The organism is Nostoc sp. KVJ20 (assembly GCF_001712795.1).
Taxonomy (GTDB): Bacteria; Cyanobacteriota; Cyanobacteriia; order Cyanobacteriales; family Nostocaceae; genus Nostoc.
Genome location: NZ_KV757581.1, coordinates 25,856 through 42,204, shown reverse-complemented (window position 1 = coordinate 42,204; position 16,349 = coordinate 25,856). Strand labels below are relative to the sequence as shown.

The following is a 16,349-nucleotide window of genomic DNA, read 5'->3' as shown; positions in this document are numbered from 1 at the left end:
TTGTGTCTAAAATAGAAAAACTCCTAGAAATCAAAGTTTTTCATCACTCGTCTGTATAGCCGCCTCAATTAGGAGTTAGCAACTCTCAGAAGTTGTGTTTAATTGCTCTCAATCACTAACTTGTTGTTACAAAAACTGTAACAGCCGATTTTTCTATTAGAGCAAATGCAATAGTTAGTCATTGACACAGTATCTGCGTCAACTCTAAGCACAGATCGGGAATCTTTGGCAAGTGAGGTAGCAGAATGAATCGGCAAAAGTTTAGTGATGCAAAAGAAAATTTCCTGCAAAGACGTTACGGTGTTAGTCTGGGCAGACGTTATGCTTTGGCAGCTGCAAGTGTTGTTCTATTCAGTGTATTAGGGTGTTCTCAAGTCGAGAGTAATAAAAGTGCCCTTGCTCAATCTAATTTACCTCAGCCAGAAAATCCATTGCAAAAAAAAACAGTCAAGACGGATACAAAAATCGTTGAGTCTAGCAATAAGTTTGGCTTCAAACTATTTTCAGAAGTTCTGAGAAATGATCAAGGTGAGAATAATGTTTTTATCTCACCTTCGAGTGTCGCGATCGCTCTTGCTATGACCTACAACGGCGCTAGCGGCTCGACTCAACAAGCAATGGCAAAAACTCTAGAATTGCAGGGGATGAATCTACCAGAAATCAACTCTTCTTACGCGGCGGCATTAAAACAGCTTTTAGACAATTCGGATGCGAAAGTGCAACTGAATATCGCTAACTCACTTTGGGCAAATCAAGATGTTAGCTTTGCGCCAGACTTTATCAAAAGAACCCAGGATTTCTATCAAACTAAGGTCAGTAATTTAAACTTTAAAGATGCCGCCGCATCTAGTACTATCAATAATTGGGTAAAAGAAAATACTAATGGCAAAATTAATAAAATAGTTGAAACGATTGAACCCAATCAGGTGTTATTTCTGATTAATGCCATATATTTTAAAGGTAATTGGAGCAACGAGTTTGACAAACAAGAAACTGCTCAACACCCTTTTTACATCACATCTGGGAAGCAAAAACAACACCCAATGATGTCGCAAAAGGGTGACTATAGATATTATGAAAGCGAACAATTTCAGGCTGTTAGTTTACCTTACGGCAAAGATGGTAAAGTCAGTTTTTATATCTTCCTACCCAAAGAAAACTCTAACCTCAAAACTTTTTATCAAAATTTAAATGTTGAGAACTGGGAAAAATGGATGACTCAGTTTAACAAACAAGAAGGATTTATTCGCTTACCCCGCTTCAAAACAGATTACGACGTTACACTCAATAATGCCTTGAAAACTTTAGGCATGGAAGAGGCTTTCAGTAACAAAGCCAATTTTTCTGGCATGGGTAAAAATTTTGCTATTAGCCAAGTTAAACATAAAACTTTTGTGGAAGTGAACGAAGAAGGAACCGAAGCGGCTGCGGCTACTTCAGTGGGAATAGTAGCAACATCTTTGAGAGATGAACCAGAACCATTCCGAATGATTGTTGATCGTCCCTTCTTCTGTGCGATTAGGGATAATCAGACGGGAAGTATTTTGTTTATGGGTTCCATCATCGAGCCACAGTGAGAAGGCAGAAGGCAGAAGGCAGGAGGCAGGAGGCAGGAGGCAGGAGAAATTTAAGACTTAATCTTTTGAATAGTTGACACCAAGATTCCTTGAAACCTATCAACTTCCTCCAAAATAGGAGTAAATATTTCCGGGGATGTCAATCCAACTTATTTGGCAATAATCAACTGTGTATCGAGTTCTCGAAGCGAACCTAGAGCAATATGAAGAAACTGGATATATTCGTTCTGTGTTCTTCTGCCATAGCCTTCTGCTATATTGGATGGCACAGAGACTGCCGAACGTCTAATCTGACTAGTTAATCCGTAAAGTTCAGACTTAGGAAATTTTTCGGTAAGTCGATAGCAGTTAATAGCGAGCTGGACTCCACGTTTCCATATAAATTGCTCTCTATAGCTCATGATTTAGAACTTTGAAGTAGGAAGTTGGAATAAACTAGATAATTTTACACCTCCTGCCTCCTGCCTTCTGCCTTTTTCAATTAGGGTAATGTCGCTTCAGAAATGCTTAAAGTGTTTTTACCTTCAGCTTTCGGGGATTCATTTGCTGTAACTGATGCAGCTATAGCGCTATCGTCTGTTTCGCTGCTTAAGCTACCAAGACGCAAGGCGCTTAAAGCAGTCTTAATCACTACAGCGGTGGGTACTGCCACAATTACACCCAACAGTCCGCCAATTCTTGCTCCTGTTAAGACCGAAATTAAAATCCAAACTGGATTTAAACCTGTAAAACTGCCTAAAATTCGGGGCGCGATTAAGTTTTCAAGAATTTGCTGTATGATTACCGCCGCTATCAACACTCTCACACCCATTGAGAAATCTTGTAACGCTACCAATAGTGTAGTCAGGGCGATGCCCACAGAACCGCCAAATGGGACAAGAGCCATAAGTCCAATAGTTAGTCCAAATAGCAGCCCAAATGGCACTTTCAGCCATAAAAAGGTAGGAATTAGGGCTGAGGCCATACAGGTAGATAAAATCAACTGGGTGATGAAGAAATTTTGGAAGCTGAGGCGGACTGTTTTAGAGAAAGGATCGCGAAATTTATTCGGTAGCCATTCGACTAAACTTTGCCAGAGTTCACCGCCATGCTGTAAAAGATAGAAGGTCAGAACCATCGTTAAGAGAATATCTAGCAGACTAGTAACTGTGAGTACAGCCAGATTTAAAACTTGTCCAGCGATCGCTTGCAATTGTCCTTTGACGCGATCGTTGATTTGCACTACCAGAGCATCAAGGTTAATCGGCAAGCCAAAAGTCTCAGCTTTTTCGTTTAATATCATTAACTGGGAGCGTCCAGAGTCGATCAATTCTGGCAAACGAGCCACCAGTTGTTGAGCTTGGGTAAGGGCCAGAGGAAAAAGTGTCACACCCAACGCCAATAAAATCGATACAGCCAAGAGAAATACTAGGATAGCGACTTGTTCTCGCCTAGCACCATGATGCACCATCCAACTCACGGGGTAGTTGAGCAGAAATGCTAGCACTGAGGCTCCAACTAAAATGACTATGAGAGAATGGAAATAATTGAAAAATACCGAAAGTGCCCAACCATTGAGAACTAGCAGCGGAACGAATAGCGCGATCGCCACGATTCGCGCTATTGGAGTAAATGTTTGCCACCAGTCGAGTAGCTTGCGTGTCTGCATTTTGAACTGATTGCGGGATAGAACTAAGTTAAATCTTTCTTTACAGCTTATTATCTCTAACTATATGAGTCTTGTTCATCCTTCTAGTTTAGGAGTTAGACTAACCCCGATGGAAAATTTTGAACCGAAAGAGACTGGGGAGTGGGGAGCAGAGGAGCAGAGGAGCAGGGGAGCAGAGGAGCAGGGGGAGAATAATACTCCCCAATCCCCAATACCCAGTACCCAATCCCCAGTACCCAATCCCCAGTACCTTTTACATTTAGTTCCGATTATCGGCTTTTTCCCATCCTTATGGACTCTCTATCGGGGCCAGGGTAGTCGGGAACAAGTTGCTATTAGTCGTCTGTCTATTACTTTGGCACTTACTTGGCTGTTAGGATATCTATTATTAGTCACCGGAGCCGCAACTTCAGATTTTTTTCCGCTACGTCTATTTATCCTGAATAGTTTTCTCACATCTGGTTATTTTTTAGTAAGTGTCTGGTTGATTTTGCGCCTGATGCAAGGCAAATCTGGACGTTTACCAGGGTTTAGTAATTTAGCAGAACGAGTAATTGGCAAGTATTTATCTTAATTTTTTCAGGTAATAAATTATCCGTATTTGTACTTATTTAGTCACAGATTACGGTTAATTTATCTATATATCTAGTCAAATCTAGTTTATTATTGCCATACTTCAGTAAAACATCTCCAAGTTGGCCCAAAAGAAGGAAAAATGCTGCTATAAGTGTTGTGGTTGACACTACATTAAAAAAGTTAGCACTGATAATTAAGAGTTAGTTATTATGGGTTGATTTGTTTGGATGTTTTTAGTCTGCAAATTTACCAAATTTGATTATTGAGTAAGTGTGAGGAAGTCTGTGACCATTCAAAGAAGTTCGGCGGAAGAAAACCAGTCGGGAAAAGCCTCAAAGTCCAGTAGAAAAATTTCCCTTTCCCAGAACTCGAAATCAGCACGTTGGCTGTGGTTTTGGGTAGGTATGAGTGGTATTGCAATGGTGTCCGCAACAGCGGGGGCACTTTTGGCGGTGTCTTTGACCAGTACGCCTTTGCAACAAGCCCAGCTAAGTCCACAGGATGAGGCTGTCTTTGATAGCGATCGCATCTCTGGAGGTGTGATGCGATTTTCAGAATTAACTCGCCCAGTCAATCTCTTAGTGATGGGGATGAGCGTACTTCCTCCAGATGTCCAAAACCCTCCCGAAGAAACCAAAGACCTCAAATACCTGCCCCAAGTAAACTCCTTTGATGGTCTTGCTGATGTGATGCTCATGGTCAAATTTGATCCAGAGACGAAAAAAATAGTTATGCTCTCCATTCCCAGAGATACCCGTACACGAATAGAAGGGTCTGGAGTAAAAAAAATTAATTATGCCAATGTTGAAGGTGGCCCAGCTTTAACTGCTAAAACCGTCAGTAATCTCTTAGGTGGGGCGGGAATTGATCGCTATGTCCGAATTAACGTTCTGGGAGTTGGCAAGCTAATCGATGCTTTGGGTGGTGTAACAGTTTACGTCCCCAAAGATATGAAATATCAAGATGATTCTCAGCATTTGTACATCAATTTGAAGGCGGGTAAGCAGCATCTCAACGGCGATCAAGCACTACAATTGCTGCGGTTTCGTCATGATGAACTTGGTGATATTGGTCGGATTCAGCGGCAGCAAATGGTTATGCGTGCCTTGATGGATCAAACACTCAACCCTGCTACTGTTGCTCAATTACCTAAAGTTCTTGATGTCGTTAAAGACTACATTGATACCAACTTGACTGTTGAAGAGTTAGTGGCACTATTGGGTTTTGGAGTCCGGACAAATCGCTCTAATATGCAGATGTTAATGCTGCCAGGTCGCTTTAGCGAGAAGAATGAGTATGATGCTAGCTATTGGTTGCCCAACAAAGATGGAATTGCCAAACTCATGGTTCAGCACTTTGGTTTGGAATCAGACCAGGAACAGCAGATGGCTAATCCACGCTATTTGCGTGTAGCAATTCAAGATAGTACAGGTGGCGATCGCTCTAACCTCCAACCGTTAATTAGCACCTTGGAAAAATCTGGATATCGCAACATCTATATAGCCAAAGCATGGGGTGAACCTCTAGACGTAACTCACATTGTCGCCCAACAAGGAGATGGTGAAAGTGCCGAATCAATTCGCAACACTTTGGGATTTGGAGAAGTGCGCGTGGAAAGTACGGGTAACCTCGGCTCGGATATCAGTATCCAAGTGGGTCAAGATTGGTTGCAACAAAAATCTATTTTGGAGGATTTGTTGAGTAAGTAATTCGTAATACTCGCCAAGGGCGAGAAGCAAGCTACGTAATTCGTAATTCGTAATTAATGACACTGGTGCAAACACTGGTGACGGCTAATTTACTGACTGGCAGAGTTCTTGGAGTTTAGCCTCTACTACACCATTGGTTAATAATTCTTCTGCTTTAGCTAAACCCTCTGGCATATCTGGACAAATACCACTCCGCCATAGATAAAATCCGCCATTCCACAAGGCTGTTTGCATTAATTCACCTGGTTTACCTGCTAAAACTTCCTTAATATCCGCCACCAATTCTTCAGTAGTTCCAAGGGGTACGTTCTTGGTAGTAAAGCCGTAATCGCGCGGTACGAGGTGCAATCGCTCTACCTCTTGGGAAGCTACGGATGAAGATAAGCTGATAATTGCAGTGCGATCGCGTGGTAAGTCGCAACTACCTTCCAATCCTTTCACTAATGTAAATTTTTTTACTCCCCGCAGCCCTAAAGCAATTTTAAACATTCCTTCTGTCGGCGGATGAACAAACCCAGCAATTACATGAGCATCGCCGGCATAAGGACACCAAATTAACTCCATTGTCGCCAAGGGCGGACGTTTGCCAAGTTGGTCGCGGTACTCCCAAATACTTGTAGTTAAGGGAAAATGCTGAGGTAGATAAATAAAGCCAATTCCCGTTTGCTCAAACACTTTCTGAGTTTTTGCCAGTGGTAGGGTAGTCCAATCGACTCCTAAACCCTGCCAAATATCTATTAGGGGTAAGCCGTACTTAGTTGGTAGGCGATCGCCACCGTGCATTATCACTGGTTGTCCCACTGCGGCGAGTAATAAAGCTGTTACCGGACTAATTGGTGCTGTGCGTGTTCTGCCATCATAAGGAATGCCAAGTGCGATCGCTGGTCGCTCAGAGGCTATTGGTTGTAGTTTTGGCCCCAGTTCATCATAAGCATCCAACATTCCGGCTAACTCTTCCCCCGTGGGACGCTTGATTCGATGAGCAATCAAAAACGCGCCGATTTGGGCTGGTGTCGCTTCACCCAGCAGCATCATTTTAGTAGCGGTGGCTGCTTCTATACGAGTTAAATTTTCGCTCGTGTGACTTCCACCGCCTACCTTTTGCAAGAATTCCCGAAATATATTGCTCATTTGTCATTGGTCATTGGTCATTTGTCATTTGTCATTAGTAACCTTGAATTACGAATTACGAATTACGTAGCTTGCTTCTCGCCCTTGGCGAGTATTACGAATTACGAATTTACTACACAATATATACAGTGAAGTTAACTAGGTTATCCTGACCAAATCGCAGTGAGTCACCGTTAAGTAGGCGATATTGCATACCAGGAGTTAGAGAGGTGTTGTTTAAATAAATACCATTTGTACTCATGTCAACAATCATGTATGAATTTTGCGACCAGTCCCAATCGACTCGCGCATGACGACGAGAGACTATTCCTTCACTGGGAATGCCGGTTAAGTCAATTTCTGGCGGCGCTATTCCTGGACTCTGACTGCGGCGACCAATATAGCCTCCTTCCCCAACGAGGTTAAATTCTCTTCCAGTGCTATGAATCAGCTTTAAGACTGGCGCTCTTTGAGGCGGGGGAGTATAAACAGGCGGTGTTGGTGGATAAGAAACCCGTGGCTGATAAACTGTTGAATAATCAACGGGAGCTTGTTGTGGAACCTGATAATTAGGTTGGTCTGTTGCTGGTCGTTGATACTGAACTGGCGGTTGTTGACTGGGTGGTTGTTGACTAGGCTGTGGTTGAATAGGTGGTTGTGGTGTAGGAGAAACTACATTACCCACGGGAGTGGAACACCAGGGACAAACCTTAGCATTGTTAGGCAGGGCACGGTTAAAATATTCGCAACTGGGATTAGGGCACCGATTTGCAGGCATAGGAGTTTATATCATCAGGCATAGGTTGTAAAGCTACAAGACCTACTTTACTAAGTAAACACTGACCCTGACGAGTAGTTAGCATCTGGGCAAATGTAGAACCACCAGGCAGGCGGTTGCTGTCTTTAGGGTACACTACAAAAATAGGGTATCCCAGAGGGTAGCTTTGGAAAGTTGTGACATCAACATAATAATCATCATGCTGACATAAGTCATCTGAGGGATTAATTGAGCGGCGATCGCGTTTTTGAAATAGAGGTTGAACAGCTGACTTTTTATCATCTGCGATCGCTAGCGGATAACCAGTACACTGTTTCCAAGTTTTACTGATAATGCCAAAACTAATAATCCCAGTGGTTCGCCCCTCTAAAGTTTCACTGCGGATCTGATTTTGGGTTTTTGTTGTATCAAGTTTAGTAACCTTCGCTGCAAATAAAGCTTCGTCTTGAGGAGAGTTTTTGAGAACTATTTCTTGAAATTTACTGATTGCTTCTGGTTCATTTGGAGCAAAAGGTTTCACCGGTAGATTTGGAAGTTTGGGATTAATTTGCTGCCAATTAGTAATTTTGCCTGTGTAAATTTGATGCAATTGCTCAAGATTGATTTGTCCCCCCAAAGCATTAGCTAGATTTGAGTCTCTTTTATTAAATGCTACAAAAACAATTAATCCATCATAAGCAACTTGTTTTTTAGCAAGTTTATCTGTGATGTTGTCTACTAAACTAGTAATTGCAAAATCTTTTTTGTTTGTTTGGATTTCTTCAATACTTTTAATTGGATTACTTATATTTGCTGATAAAACAGATTCATACTTAAATGTTGCTGTTGCATCTGGCTTTGGTCTGGTTAATAAATCTCCTAAACGACTGTTGTCTACTGGTTGCGTTAAAACATAACTCCATGTACTTTCTTTTTCTCCTGTGTAAATAAATTGCCCAGAAGGAACGTTGGGAACTTCTGAGAAATTACGTACAAGTCTAGACCATAGTATATATTGATTAAGACTATCAGGTTTTCTGCCCCAAAGCCAATACCAAATTCCTCCACTTAGTAGTAATAAGGCCATAATTACTAGCAATATTAAGGGCATTGGGAAACGCTTTGCTGTTTCTTTAGAAGCTGGCGAACGTAGGGAACTTGAACCTTTGCCATGATCTTCTTTGGGAAGTTGCAGCAATGCTTGACGAGCTGCTTCTGCATTCTCGAAAGGAGTTTCTAAACCAATTAGTCGATAAATAAACTGCTTTAAATGGCTATCGGTATCTGGCCATTGTTGATTATCTCTAGGATCAATAGGCTGGGTTGATAAAAAATTAGTTGTACGTCCTGTCCATAAATAAAAGGCTAGTAATCCTAATGATTCTAAATCTTGCTCAGGTCTAGCGGGAGTGGGTTGAGCAATAATAGGTGGAATAAATAAGTTTTCCCAAATAGCTAAATCACAAAAGTATATAGAAAACTTTTGATTATTTTCTATTTTAATTAAGGTACTATCTAAACTGATGTTGCCGTGAGTTATACCGAGTTGTGTTTGATTCGAGGGAAAACGCAGCTTTTGGGTATGGAGAAACTGGAGAGTTTGCAAACCTTGGTTTAGTACCTCACGCACATCGGCAGATGTCATTGCTCCTTTTTCTATGAGATAGTTAGCTAAAGTTTGAGATGACTCTATTCCTTGAGTAACTAGATAACAGCGTTCTCCTTTTTCATCTGCGATCGCTTCTTTAGTTTCCACAAGACGGAAGTTTTGAATTCGACTATCGGCTAAACTTATCCCACCCACTCGTTTGAAAGTCTCTTTGCGCTTTTGAGTCTCGTTTTCATTAAAACAACGATTGGGTAGGAGGTATTCTTTGATGATGACAGGCTGTTTGTCCTTGAGTTGAACACCTGAGTATAAGCGGCCTAAACCCCGCACACCAATAAAACTAGCTATTTGATAAGTCCCCTGACTTCCTTTAATCTCAGCCTCCTGCGGTAAAGTTGCTGGAAAACCACATTCCAAGCAAAACTTAGCGCCCTTAATTTGCTGCGCCGTTTGGAAAGGGCGATCGCAACTTAAGGGAGAATTGTACGAGCAGGGGTATTCTTGATATAAAGATTCAAATGAAGGCATATACAAAGAGTTTCGTGAATTGCGCCGATTACTTCCGTCGCGCTCAAGCGTGAACTAATCCTAACTTGAGGGCTGTCACAATCGCTTGAGTCCGGCTAGTAACCTTCAATTTTTCAAAAATACTGGTGAGATGCGCCTTAACAGTAGCAACTGTTACATATAGATGTTTAGCGATTTCTTCATTAGAAGCACCTTGAGTTAACCAGTATAAAACCTCTTGCTCTCTTTCGGTTAAATGCACTTCATGACACGCTTTTACACAAGAATCTGAATAAGCCTGAAAAAACCGGAAAAATCGACTAGCAACTTCTGAAGGTAGATAAATTTCCGACCTTGTAACAGTGTCAATAGCCTCACACAATTGGGTTGCTAAACGATTTTTAAACACATAACCTGCGGCTCCCCCTTGCATTGCTCTAAAAATCCAGTCGTCTTCTTGATGAGCCGATAATACTAAAACCTTGCCAGTATAAGCAGTTTCCTTAAGACGTGCTAAAACTGTAATCCCATCACATCCTTTTAATTGCATATCCAGCAAAATTAAATCTGGACACTTCTGGGCTGTAAACTTTAAAACCTGCTCTACAGAATCCGCATCACCCATAACTTCTACAGGTAATGCAGAATTAATACTATAAAAATTCAGGAGAGTACGTAACCCTTGACGAAAGCGTTCTTCGTCGTCTACCAGCAAAACCGAAAGTTTCTTACTATCATTAGCCATCTTTATTAATTACAAACTACGAATTAAGAATTAAGAATTACGAATTATTTATCCGCTTCTTGGTCGAGGCAAAATCATCGAAAATTGTGCCCCACTTTCTGATAAAACTTGCGCCCAGATACTTCCTTGATGATCCAGAATAATTTTTTTAGCAATAGTTAAACCCAGTCCTGTGCCTCCTTTCCGCCGGGAATAAAATGGGGTAAATACTTTTTGTAAATCTTCTTGAGATAGTCCTGACCCTTGGTCAGAAATTTTAATTAAAACTTCATCTTGAAAAATTTGCCAGTTACAGGTTATAGTTCCTGAATTAGGGCTGAAATGAACAGCATTACTGAGGATATTGTCAAATACTTGTTTTATTTGTAATCTGTCTATCTTGAGTATTGTCGATGTATCGGGAATCAATATTTTAAGTTTTTTCTGATTAATTAGAGGCTGTAAATTTGTGATGCTTTCAACCACTATGCTTCTTAAATCTTGAAGTGTGATCCTTAATTTTGCACTTTGACCGCAATCAATCAGTTCGTTTAAATTAATATCTAAATTTTGTATGCTTTCGCCAATGATTGTTGCTTGTTCTTGCCAAGGGCTATCCTTTAATCCTAAGCATAAATTATGTGCATACAATCCTATGAGTCCTAGAGAGTTACGCAATTGATGTCCTACTCGATGCAGGATATCTTCCAGGAGTTGAATTTCAGTTTTTTGTCTTCCATAGTCTAAGTAAATATCTACATAGTTACTCAGGAGCATCGCAGAACGTTTTACATATAATTGCAAATTCAATGAGAGAGGTTCACGAGTAATAATTTGAATGTATTCAGGTTTTTGATTTCTATAGGATATGGGGCAAATGTAGGAAATGCATGAAAAGTCCTTAAGTCTAAATTTATGTAAAGTCAAAACAGGCGGAAAATCTGTCAGCCATACTTCTGAGCGCAAATAAGCTAAAGTCTTTTGGCAAAAAGGAGCTTGGTCTTGACCATAATTGATAATTTCCTGATTAGCTCTCAATAACGAATCATGATAGACAATCCGAGCGAAAAAAATTGGATATTGACTAGTTAACTGCTCAGACTCAAGCTGACAAAAGCTCTGAATTTCTGAGGAATTCAAATAATTAGAGCCATTGTCTAGTTTTTGTACAGAAAAGCTTAGTGTCATAGCTTCACTCGCTTTTTGCAACCAAATGTTTTTACTCTTCTGCTGACCAGTATAAAATTATGCAGTCTCAGGAATGTTTATTTTTTTGTTAAGTTATCTTTGTAACTCATTAATACAAAGAATTATTAAGTTTACATTCAAAACCGCATGTGATTTTTCTAAGTATATACAAGTATTTAATAGTTGTATTAGTCACAACTCAATAACTTTTGTGAGATAAGTGTGTCGCTATTGGTGTCAACTTAAAGTAAAACCCTTTTCAAATCTCGTTTCCAGCCTATGGCTAGAAATGCAACTCAAAAGCGGCAGAGCCGCAAGTCTAGAGGCGGAGCCTCAACGATGGGCATTCCCAGTCGGAGACTGGGAACGAGACATATCTAAAAGCTTGTTCTAATATGGCTTTCACATTTAACACCAATGGTAAAATTGCCCGCCCCACAAAAAATGTAGTGCGTCCGATTAAGAACTATTCCAGACTAATCTACAAACTGAAGTTACCGCTTTTCGGATTTTTGAAAATCTAAATCTTCTCTAATGGTCTGTCAAATTCATTTTGACGGTTAGAGAGACGCAATAAATCGCCGTCTCTACAGGGAATTTATCCATGAGACAATGCCCAATGCCCAATCCCAAAATATCGACAAAAGTCTAATTAACTTTAGAAGGCTGATACATATACTGTAGATGCATCTGGATTAGCTACCAGCAGAACACCTTCATGCTTATCTTTGTTCTTCAAACTTTAGCCGAAATTCTCGCTGGAGGAACCTCACTTACCAGTACAGAGCAAATTGACTTTAGCCATCCTGGTAATCGGAGGGAAGAGGGAGCAGGCCCGACTCTCAATTTATACATTTTTGATATACGTGAGAGTAAGCAGGTACAACATTCTGGCAGGCAAGTTGAACGCAAACTAACACGCGCTCTACAACCTGCTACTGTAAATTGGGCACCTGCTTGGTTTGATGTTTCGCTGCTATTAACAGCGTGGGATAGAACAGCTTTAGGTGAGCATCACTTTATTAGTGAGGCGTTGACTGTGCTGTTGCGCCATCGCACCTTGGAAGAAGAGTTTTTGGTTCCGGAATTACGGGGCTATGGTAATTTGAACCTGACAGTTGCCCTAGAGCCACCAATTGAGATTGGCTCTTTATGGAGCGCTCTCAACGTGCCATTGCGTTCAGCCTTATATTTGACAGTTACAATTCCCTTCGAGCCACAACCTACTCAAGTACCTTTGGTTTGGGAGCGAATTTTCAATTTGCGAAATCAATTGTCTCGCGATAGTGACAGTTTAGTTCTAACTAGGCGAGTTGCGATCGCAGGTATTGTCAAAAGTGCGGTGACAAATCTGCCGTTGGTAGCGACAGAAGTGGCTGTGAGGGGAACTGAAAAATCCATATTAACCACTAAAGAAGGGCTGTTCTTCTTTGAAGACCTTCATTTAGGTAATTATGTTTTGACACTGAATCATCCTGGCTATTTACCCCAAAACGTCAATGCATTGGTAGATAACCAAAGTCATACTTTCAAAGAAATATTTCTAACTCCTGAATAATTAGATTTTTACTGACTTGGAGAGACTTTCATGGCTAGACTTGATTACTTTGCTCCTGGTGTCTATATCGAAGAAATTGACCGGGGTAGCCGACCAATTGAAGGTGTTAGCACAGCAGTTGCCGGATTTGTAGGCTTTACTGAAGATGTCCGAGGTGGGGCTGAGTTATACAAGCCCATGCTAGTAACCACTTGGACGCAATTTTTAAACTACTTTGCCCGTCCCAATTCTGATGGTTTCACCGACTTCAACGCTTATTTACCCTTTTCAGTCTACGGCTACTTTATGAATGGTGGCGGTCGCTGCTGGGTGACAAGCATTGGGACTCAGTTACCAGGCGCACCCAGACAGGCGACTCCAGAACCGGCTACCCTCAGAATCAACTCTAGAGGTAATCGTCCAGCCCTGCGCTTTACTTTGCGTCCTGAGCAAGCATCAGGTGGATTAGTAAATATTGTAATTATTGATGGTTCGCCCCGCGCCTTACCTGAAGGTACTGAAGGAGAAGCACCTCCAAATACAGGTGAATATTTCACCATCCAAATTCGTCGGGGAGATGAACTTCTAGAGGAATACGAAAACTTGAGCATGAACCGCGAACCGAATGCTCAAGTTGCAACTTATGCGCTGGCGGCATTGAGAAATTCCATGTATGTCACTGTAGAAGACATCACTCAAAGTGGACAACCTTTAGCTCGTCGTCCCGTTAATGGTCAATATGAGCTAGCGCCGCCCATTGTCGCCGCCCCACCCGATAGATTTTCGCAAAATTTAGAAGGGGTTAGAGACGATCGCACCGGAGTACGCGGTATCTTTGAAGTTGATGAAATCACAATGCTGGCTTGTCCTGATGTGATGCGGGCTTATCAAGAGCAAGTACTGAATTTAGATCAAGTCCACGGCATCATTGAGTTGATGATTAGTATGTGCGAGGGTTCTGCCAGTGGCGATATTCCCAATCCGCCCAACCGGATGGTTGTACTTGATGCGCCACCAGATGCCGTCAAACCTCAACAAGTAGTGGAGTGGTTGAATAGATTTAACCGTCGTTCGATGTTTGCGGCCCTTTATTATCCTTGGATTAAAGTACCCAATCCACGCGATCGCGGTAATCCAATTTTAGTACCTCCTTGTGGTCATGTAATGGGTGTTTGGGCCCGCACCGACGAAACCAGAGGAGTTTACAAAGCCCCTGCAAATGAAGTTCCCAGAGGCGTAATTGGTTTGGGTTATGACACCAACTTCCGCGAACAAGAACTATTAAACCCCCTTGGAATAAATTGCATTCGCAGCTTCCCCAACCGAGGTATCCGTATTTGGGGCGCACGCACTTTAGTTGAGCCAGATAAAACAGAGTGGCGTTACATCAGTGTGCGTAGATTAATTAGCTATATCGAAAAATCCTTAGAATTGGGGACTCAGTGGGTAGTTTTTGAACCGAACGACCAAGATTTATGGGCGCGTGTAACCCGTACTGTCAGTAACTTCTTAGAGCGCATCTGGCGTGAAGGTGCTTTGTTTGGGGCGTCTCCAGCCCAAGCATTTTATGTCAAGTGTGACGAAGAATTGAACCCACCAGAAACCAGAATTTTAGGACGTTTATACATCGAAGTCGGCGTTTGCCCCGTCAGACCGGCTGAATTTGTTGTTTTCCGCATCAGCCAGTGGAATGGCATTGAAGATAGCGAATAGGGCATGGGGCATGGGGCATGGGGCATGGGGTATTGGTCACAACAATAATCAATAGTTCTTCTTCCCCTGCTCCCCCTGCCTCCCCTGCTCTCTACTCCCCATTCCCCATTCCCAAAATTAACCACACACAAAGGAGTCTAAAAGTATGGCAGGCGAATTTTTAACCTCTTGTAAGTTTTACTTCGAGGCTGACGGCATTACTGATAAATTCATCAAAGAAATTAGCGGACTAGGCGTTGAGAATACACCAGCGCAAGAAGTTCACGGTTCATCTAAAGGCGCTAAACTAATGCGTCAAGCTACACCAACTGTTGTTAAATTTACCAACATTACAGTAAAAGTCATCGCCACTGATGATATAGACCTTTACAAATGGTATCAAGACTGTAACGAAGACATGGGAGACCCTCGGAAGTGGGCACAGAATCGTAAGACTGGTTCAGTGGTTGCTTACGACCAACAAGGTTCTGAAAAAGCACGCTGGAACATTGTCAATTGTTATCCCTGCAAATACACCGGGCCTACCTTAACTGCTTCCGGTGGTGAAATGGCGAATGAAACTATTGAATTGGTTCACGAAGGAATTAAACGAATCAAATAATTAGCATTTGCAGTAATTAACAGTGGTACAATCCGCAAGCCGAATTCCAGAAGTTCTGACAGCCCATCGGTTCTATTTGGAACTGACACTAGAAGGTCAAAACGATGCCAATTGCTTTTTTTTGGAGTGTCAAGGCTTCAAAAGAACCCAAGAGGTAATTGAAATTTCTGAAGTTACTTCTCAAACCTGGGGTACAAAAGGGCAATCAAAAGGTCAGGTGGTGAGAACTAAGCTTCCTAGCAATCCCAAGAGTGGTAATCTCATTCTGCGTAGAGGTACCACCAACTCTATGGATTTTTGGAAGTGGTTTGAAAAAGTCGAAAAGGGTAATTGGTCACAGCAACGTAGACTTGTTGCTTTGTCTATTTATAATCAGGCAAATCAAGAAGTAGCTAGATTTGAATTAGCCGGTGCTTGGCCCGCAAGTTACAAAATTGCTGATGTCAATGCCCGCAGCCATGACATCGAAATTGAGGAGGTGGAGGTTGCTTTTGAGGAATTTAAACGCGTGAAGTAATTAGGAGGATTATGTTTCCCACAGAGTTTGAATTTACACTGCCAAAGGGGTATCTAGACTCTGAAGGCAACCTCCACCGTAAAGGTGTAATGCGGTTATCAACGGCGATAGACGAGATTGCACCCTTGCGTGACCCCCGCGTTAAAGCTAATCCCGTTTATGCCACAATTATTATCTTGGCGCGAGTGATTACCCACTTGGGTGCTTTATCAGAAGTGACTCCTGCAATTGTGGAAAACTTTTTTTCCCAAGATTTGAACTACCTCCAAGATTTTTACCGACGAATCAATGGCTTGGAAGGCGAAACTTCCATCCCAGAAGATAAAATCAATTCCCCCGAAGCACTTCTTCAAAATTGAATTGGGGAAAGGGGACTGGGGACTGGGGAATTGGGATGAAGGAGCAGGGAGCAGGAGAGTAGAGAATAAAAATAAAAACTCATTAATGGAGTTCAAAGACTCATTAATGGAGTTCAAAGCCTCATTAACGGAGTTCAAAGACTCATTAACGGAGTTCAAAGACTCATTAACGGAGTTCAAAGACTCATTAACGGAGTTCAAAGACTCGTTAACGGAG

The 16,349-nt window shown here is 41.8% G+C and carries 14 protein-coding genes and 1 pseudogene; 8 read left to right on the top strand and 7 right to left on the bottom strand.

What is annotated here, in order from left to right:
* Positions 1-245: 245 nt before the first annotated feature.
* Positions 246-1,577 (top strand): serpin family protein, encoded by a 1,332-nt coding sequence (locus A4S05_RS07945; RefSeq protein ID WP_069069286.1) that lies wholly within the window; start codon positions 246-248, stop codon positions 1,575-1,577.
* Between the two features lie 50 nt (positions 1,578-1,627).
* Here the strand turns inward: A4S05_RS07945 and A4S05_RS07940 are convergent.
* Positions 1,628-1,978: pseudogene (locus A4S05_RS07940) on the bottom strand (four helix bundle protein).
* Positions 1,979-2,058: 80 nt separating this feature from the next.
* The gene (locus A4S05_RS07935; RefSeq protein ID WP_069069285.1) at positions 2,059-3,225 is read right to left on the bottom strand and encodes an AI-2E family transporter; all 1,167 of its coding nucleotides are present in this window, start codon (positions 3,223-3,225) and stop codon (positions 2,059-2,061) included.
* Positions 3,226-3,334: 109 nt separating this feature from the next.
* Here A4S05_RS07935 and A4S05_RS07930 point away from each other — a divergent pair, with 109 nt between their 5' ends.
* Both A4S05_RS07930 and A4S05_RS07925 read left to right on the top strand, forming a co-directional pair.
* Positions 3,335-3,799 carry a hypothetical protein gene (locus tag A4S05_RS07930; RefSeq protein WP_370684412.1) on the top strand — a complete coding sequence of 155 codons (465 nt, stop codon included), beginning with the start codon at positions 3,335-3,337 and terminating at the stop codon, positions 3,797-3,799.
* Between the two features lie 286 nt (positions 3,800-4,085).
* Positions 4,086-5,510, top strand: a complete 1,425-nt coding sequence (locus A4S05_RS07925; protein WP_069069284.1) for an LCP family protein — start codon at positions 4,086-4,088, stop codon at positions 5,508-5,510.
* A gap of 84 nt (positions 5,511-5,594) precedes the next feature.
* Here A4S05_RS07925 and A4S05_RS07920 read toward each other — a convergent pair whose 3' ends face one another.
* The 5 genes from A4S05_RS07920 to A4S05_RS07900 all read right to left on the bottom strand — a co-directional run bounded on the left by A4S05_RS07920 (position 5,595) and on the right by A4S05_RS07900 (position 11,405).
* Positions 5,595-6,641, bottom strand: a complete 1,047-nt coding sequence (locus A4S05_RS07920; protein WP_069069283.1) for an anthranilate phosphoribosyltransferase family protein — start codon at positions 6,639-6,641, stop codon at positions 5,595-5,597.
* A 112-nt stretch (positions 6,642-6,753) separates the two neighbouring features.
* Positions 6,754-7,398, bottom strand: a complete 645-nt coding sequence (locus A4S05_RS07915; protein ID WP_069069282.1) for an FHA domain-containing protein — start codon at positions 7,396-7,398, stop codon at positions 6,754-6,756.
* Positions 7,376-9,514: a substrate-binding domain-containing protein gene (locus A4S05_RS07910; protein WP_069069281.1), complete on the bottom strand. Its 2,139-nt coding sequence runs from the start codon at positions 9,512-9,514 to the stop codon at positions 7,376-7,378. Before A4S05_RS07910 ends, A4S05_RS07915 begins: the two co-directional genes overlap by 23 nt.
* Positions 9,515-9,557: 43 nt before the next feature.
* Positions 9,558-10,238, bottom strand: coding sequence for a response regulator transcription factor (locus A4S05_RS07905; RefSeq protein WP_069069280.1), 681 nt, complete (start codon positions 10,236-10,238; stop codon positions 9,558-9,560).
* 48 nt (positions 10,239-10,286) lie between these two features.
* Positions 10,287-11,405 (bottom strand): sensor histidine kinase, encoded by a 1,119-nt coding sequence (locus tag A4S05_RS07900; protein WP_069069279.1) that lies wholly within the window; start codon positions 11,403-11,405, stop codon positions 10,287-10,289.
* Between the two features lie 718 nt (positions 11,406-12,123).
* On the opposite strand from A4S05_RS07900, the gene A4S05_RS07895 reads away from it, so the two are divergent.
* The 5 genes from A4S05_RS07895 to A4S05_RS07875 all read left to right on the top strand — a co-directional run bounded on the left by A4S05_RS07895 (position 12,124) and on the right by A4S05_RS07875 (position 16,132).
* Positions 12,124-12,963, top strand: a complete 840-nt coding sequence (locus A4S05_RS07895) for a Pvc16 family protein (protein ID WP_069069278.1) — start codon at positions 12,124-12,126, stop codon at positions 12,961-12,963.
* A 30-nt stretch (positions 12,964-12,993) separates the two neighbouring features.
* Positions 12,994-14,655, top strand: a complete 1,662-nt coding sequence (locus A4S05_RS07890) for a phage tail sheath family protein (protein ID WP_069069277.1) — start codon at positions 12,994-12,996, stop codon at positions 14,653-14,655.
* Between the two features lie 145 nt (positions 14,656-14,800).
* Positions 14,801-15,256: a phage tail protein gene (locus A4S05_RS07885; RefSeq protein ID WP_069069276.1), complete on the top strand. Its 456-nt coding sequence runs from the start codon at positions 14,801-14,803 to the stop codon at positions 15,254-15,256.
* Between the two features lie 22 nt (positions 15,257-15,278).
* Positions 15,279-15,773, top strand: a complete 495-nt coding sequence (locus A4S05_RS07880; RefSeq protein ID WP_069069275.1) for a phage tail protein — start codon at positions 15,279-15,281, stop codon at positions 15,771-15,773.
* An 11-nt stretch (positions 15,774-15,784) separates the two neighbouring features.
* Positions 15,785-16,132, top strand: coding sequence for a hypothetical protein (locus A4S05_RS07875; protein WP_069069274.1), 348 nt, complete (start codon positions 15,785-15,787; stop codon positions 16,130-16,132).
* Positions 16,133-16,349 lie beyond the last annotated feature (217 nt).

What these genes read in the sequence shown, in the direction of transcription:
- A4S05_RS07945 (WP_069069286.1), top strand. Translation starts at nt 246, where the DNA reads ATGAATCGGCAAAAGTTTAGTGATGCAAAAGAAAATTTCCTGCAAAGA.
- A4S05_RS07935 (WP_069069285.1), bottom strand. Translation starts at nt 3,225, where the DNA reads ATGCAGACACGCAAGCTACTCGACTGGTGGCAAACATTTACTCCAATA.
- A4S05_RS07930 (WP_370684412.1), top strand. Translation starts at nt 3,335, where the DNA reads ATGGAAAATTTTGAACCGAAAGAGACTGGGGAGTGGGGAGCAGAGGAG.
- A4S05_RS07920 (WP_069069283.1), bottom strand. Translation starts at nt 6,641, where the DNA reads ATGAGCAATATATTTCGGGAATTCTTGCAAAAGGTAGGCGGTGGAAGT.
- A4S05_RS07915 (WP_069069282.1), bottom strand. Translation starts at nt 7,398, where the DNA reads ATGCCTGCAAATCGGTGCCCTAATCCCAGTTGCGAATATTTTAACCGT.
- A4S05_RS07910 (WP_069069281.1), bottom strand. Translation starts at nt 9,514, where the DNA reads ATGCCTTCATTTGAATCTTTATATCAAGAATACCCCTGCTCGTACAAT.
- A4S05_RS07905 (WP_069069280.1), bottom strand. Translation starts at nt 10,238, where the DNA reads ATGGCTAATGATAGTAAGAAACTTTCGGTTTTGCTGGTAGACGACGAA.
- A4S05_RS07900 (WP_069069279.1), bottom strand. Translation starts at nt 11,405, where the DNA reads ATGACACTAAGCTTTTCTGTACAAAAACTAGACAATGGCTCTAATTAT.
- A4S05_RS07895 (WP_069069278.1), top strand. Translation starts at nt 12,124, where the DNA reads ATGCTTATCTTTGTTCTTCAAACTTTAGCCGAAATTCTCGCTGGAGGA.
- A4S05_RS07890 (WP_069069277.1), top strand. Translation starts at nt 12,994, where the DNA reads ATGGCTAGACTTGATTACTTTGCTCCTGGTGTCTATATCGAAGAAATT.
- A4S05_RS07885 (WP_069069276.1), top strand. Translation starts at nt 14,801, where the DNA reads ATGGCAGGCGAATTTTTAACCTCTTGTAAGTTTTACTTCGAGGCTGAC.
- A4S05_RS07875 (WP_069069274.1), top strand. Translation starts at nt 15,785, where the DNA reads ATGTTTCCCACAGAGTTTGAATTTACACTGCCAAAGGGGTATCTAGAC.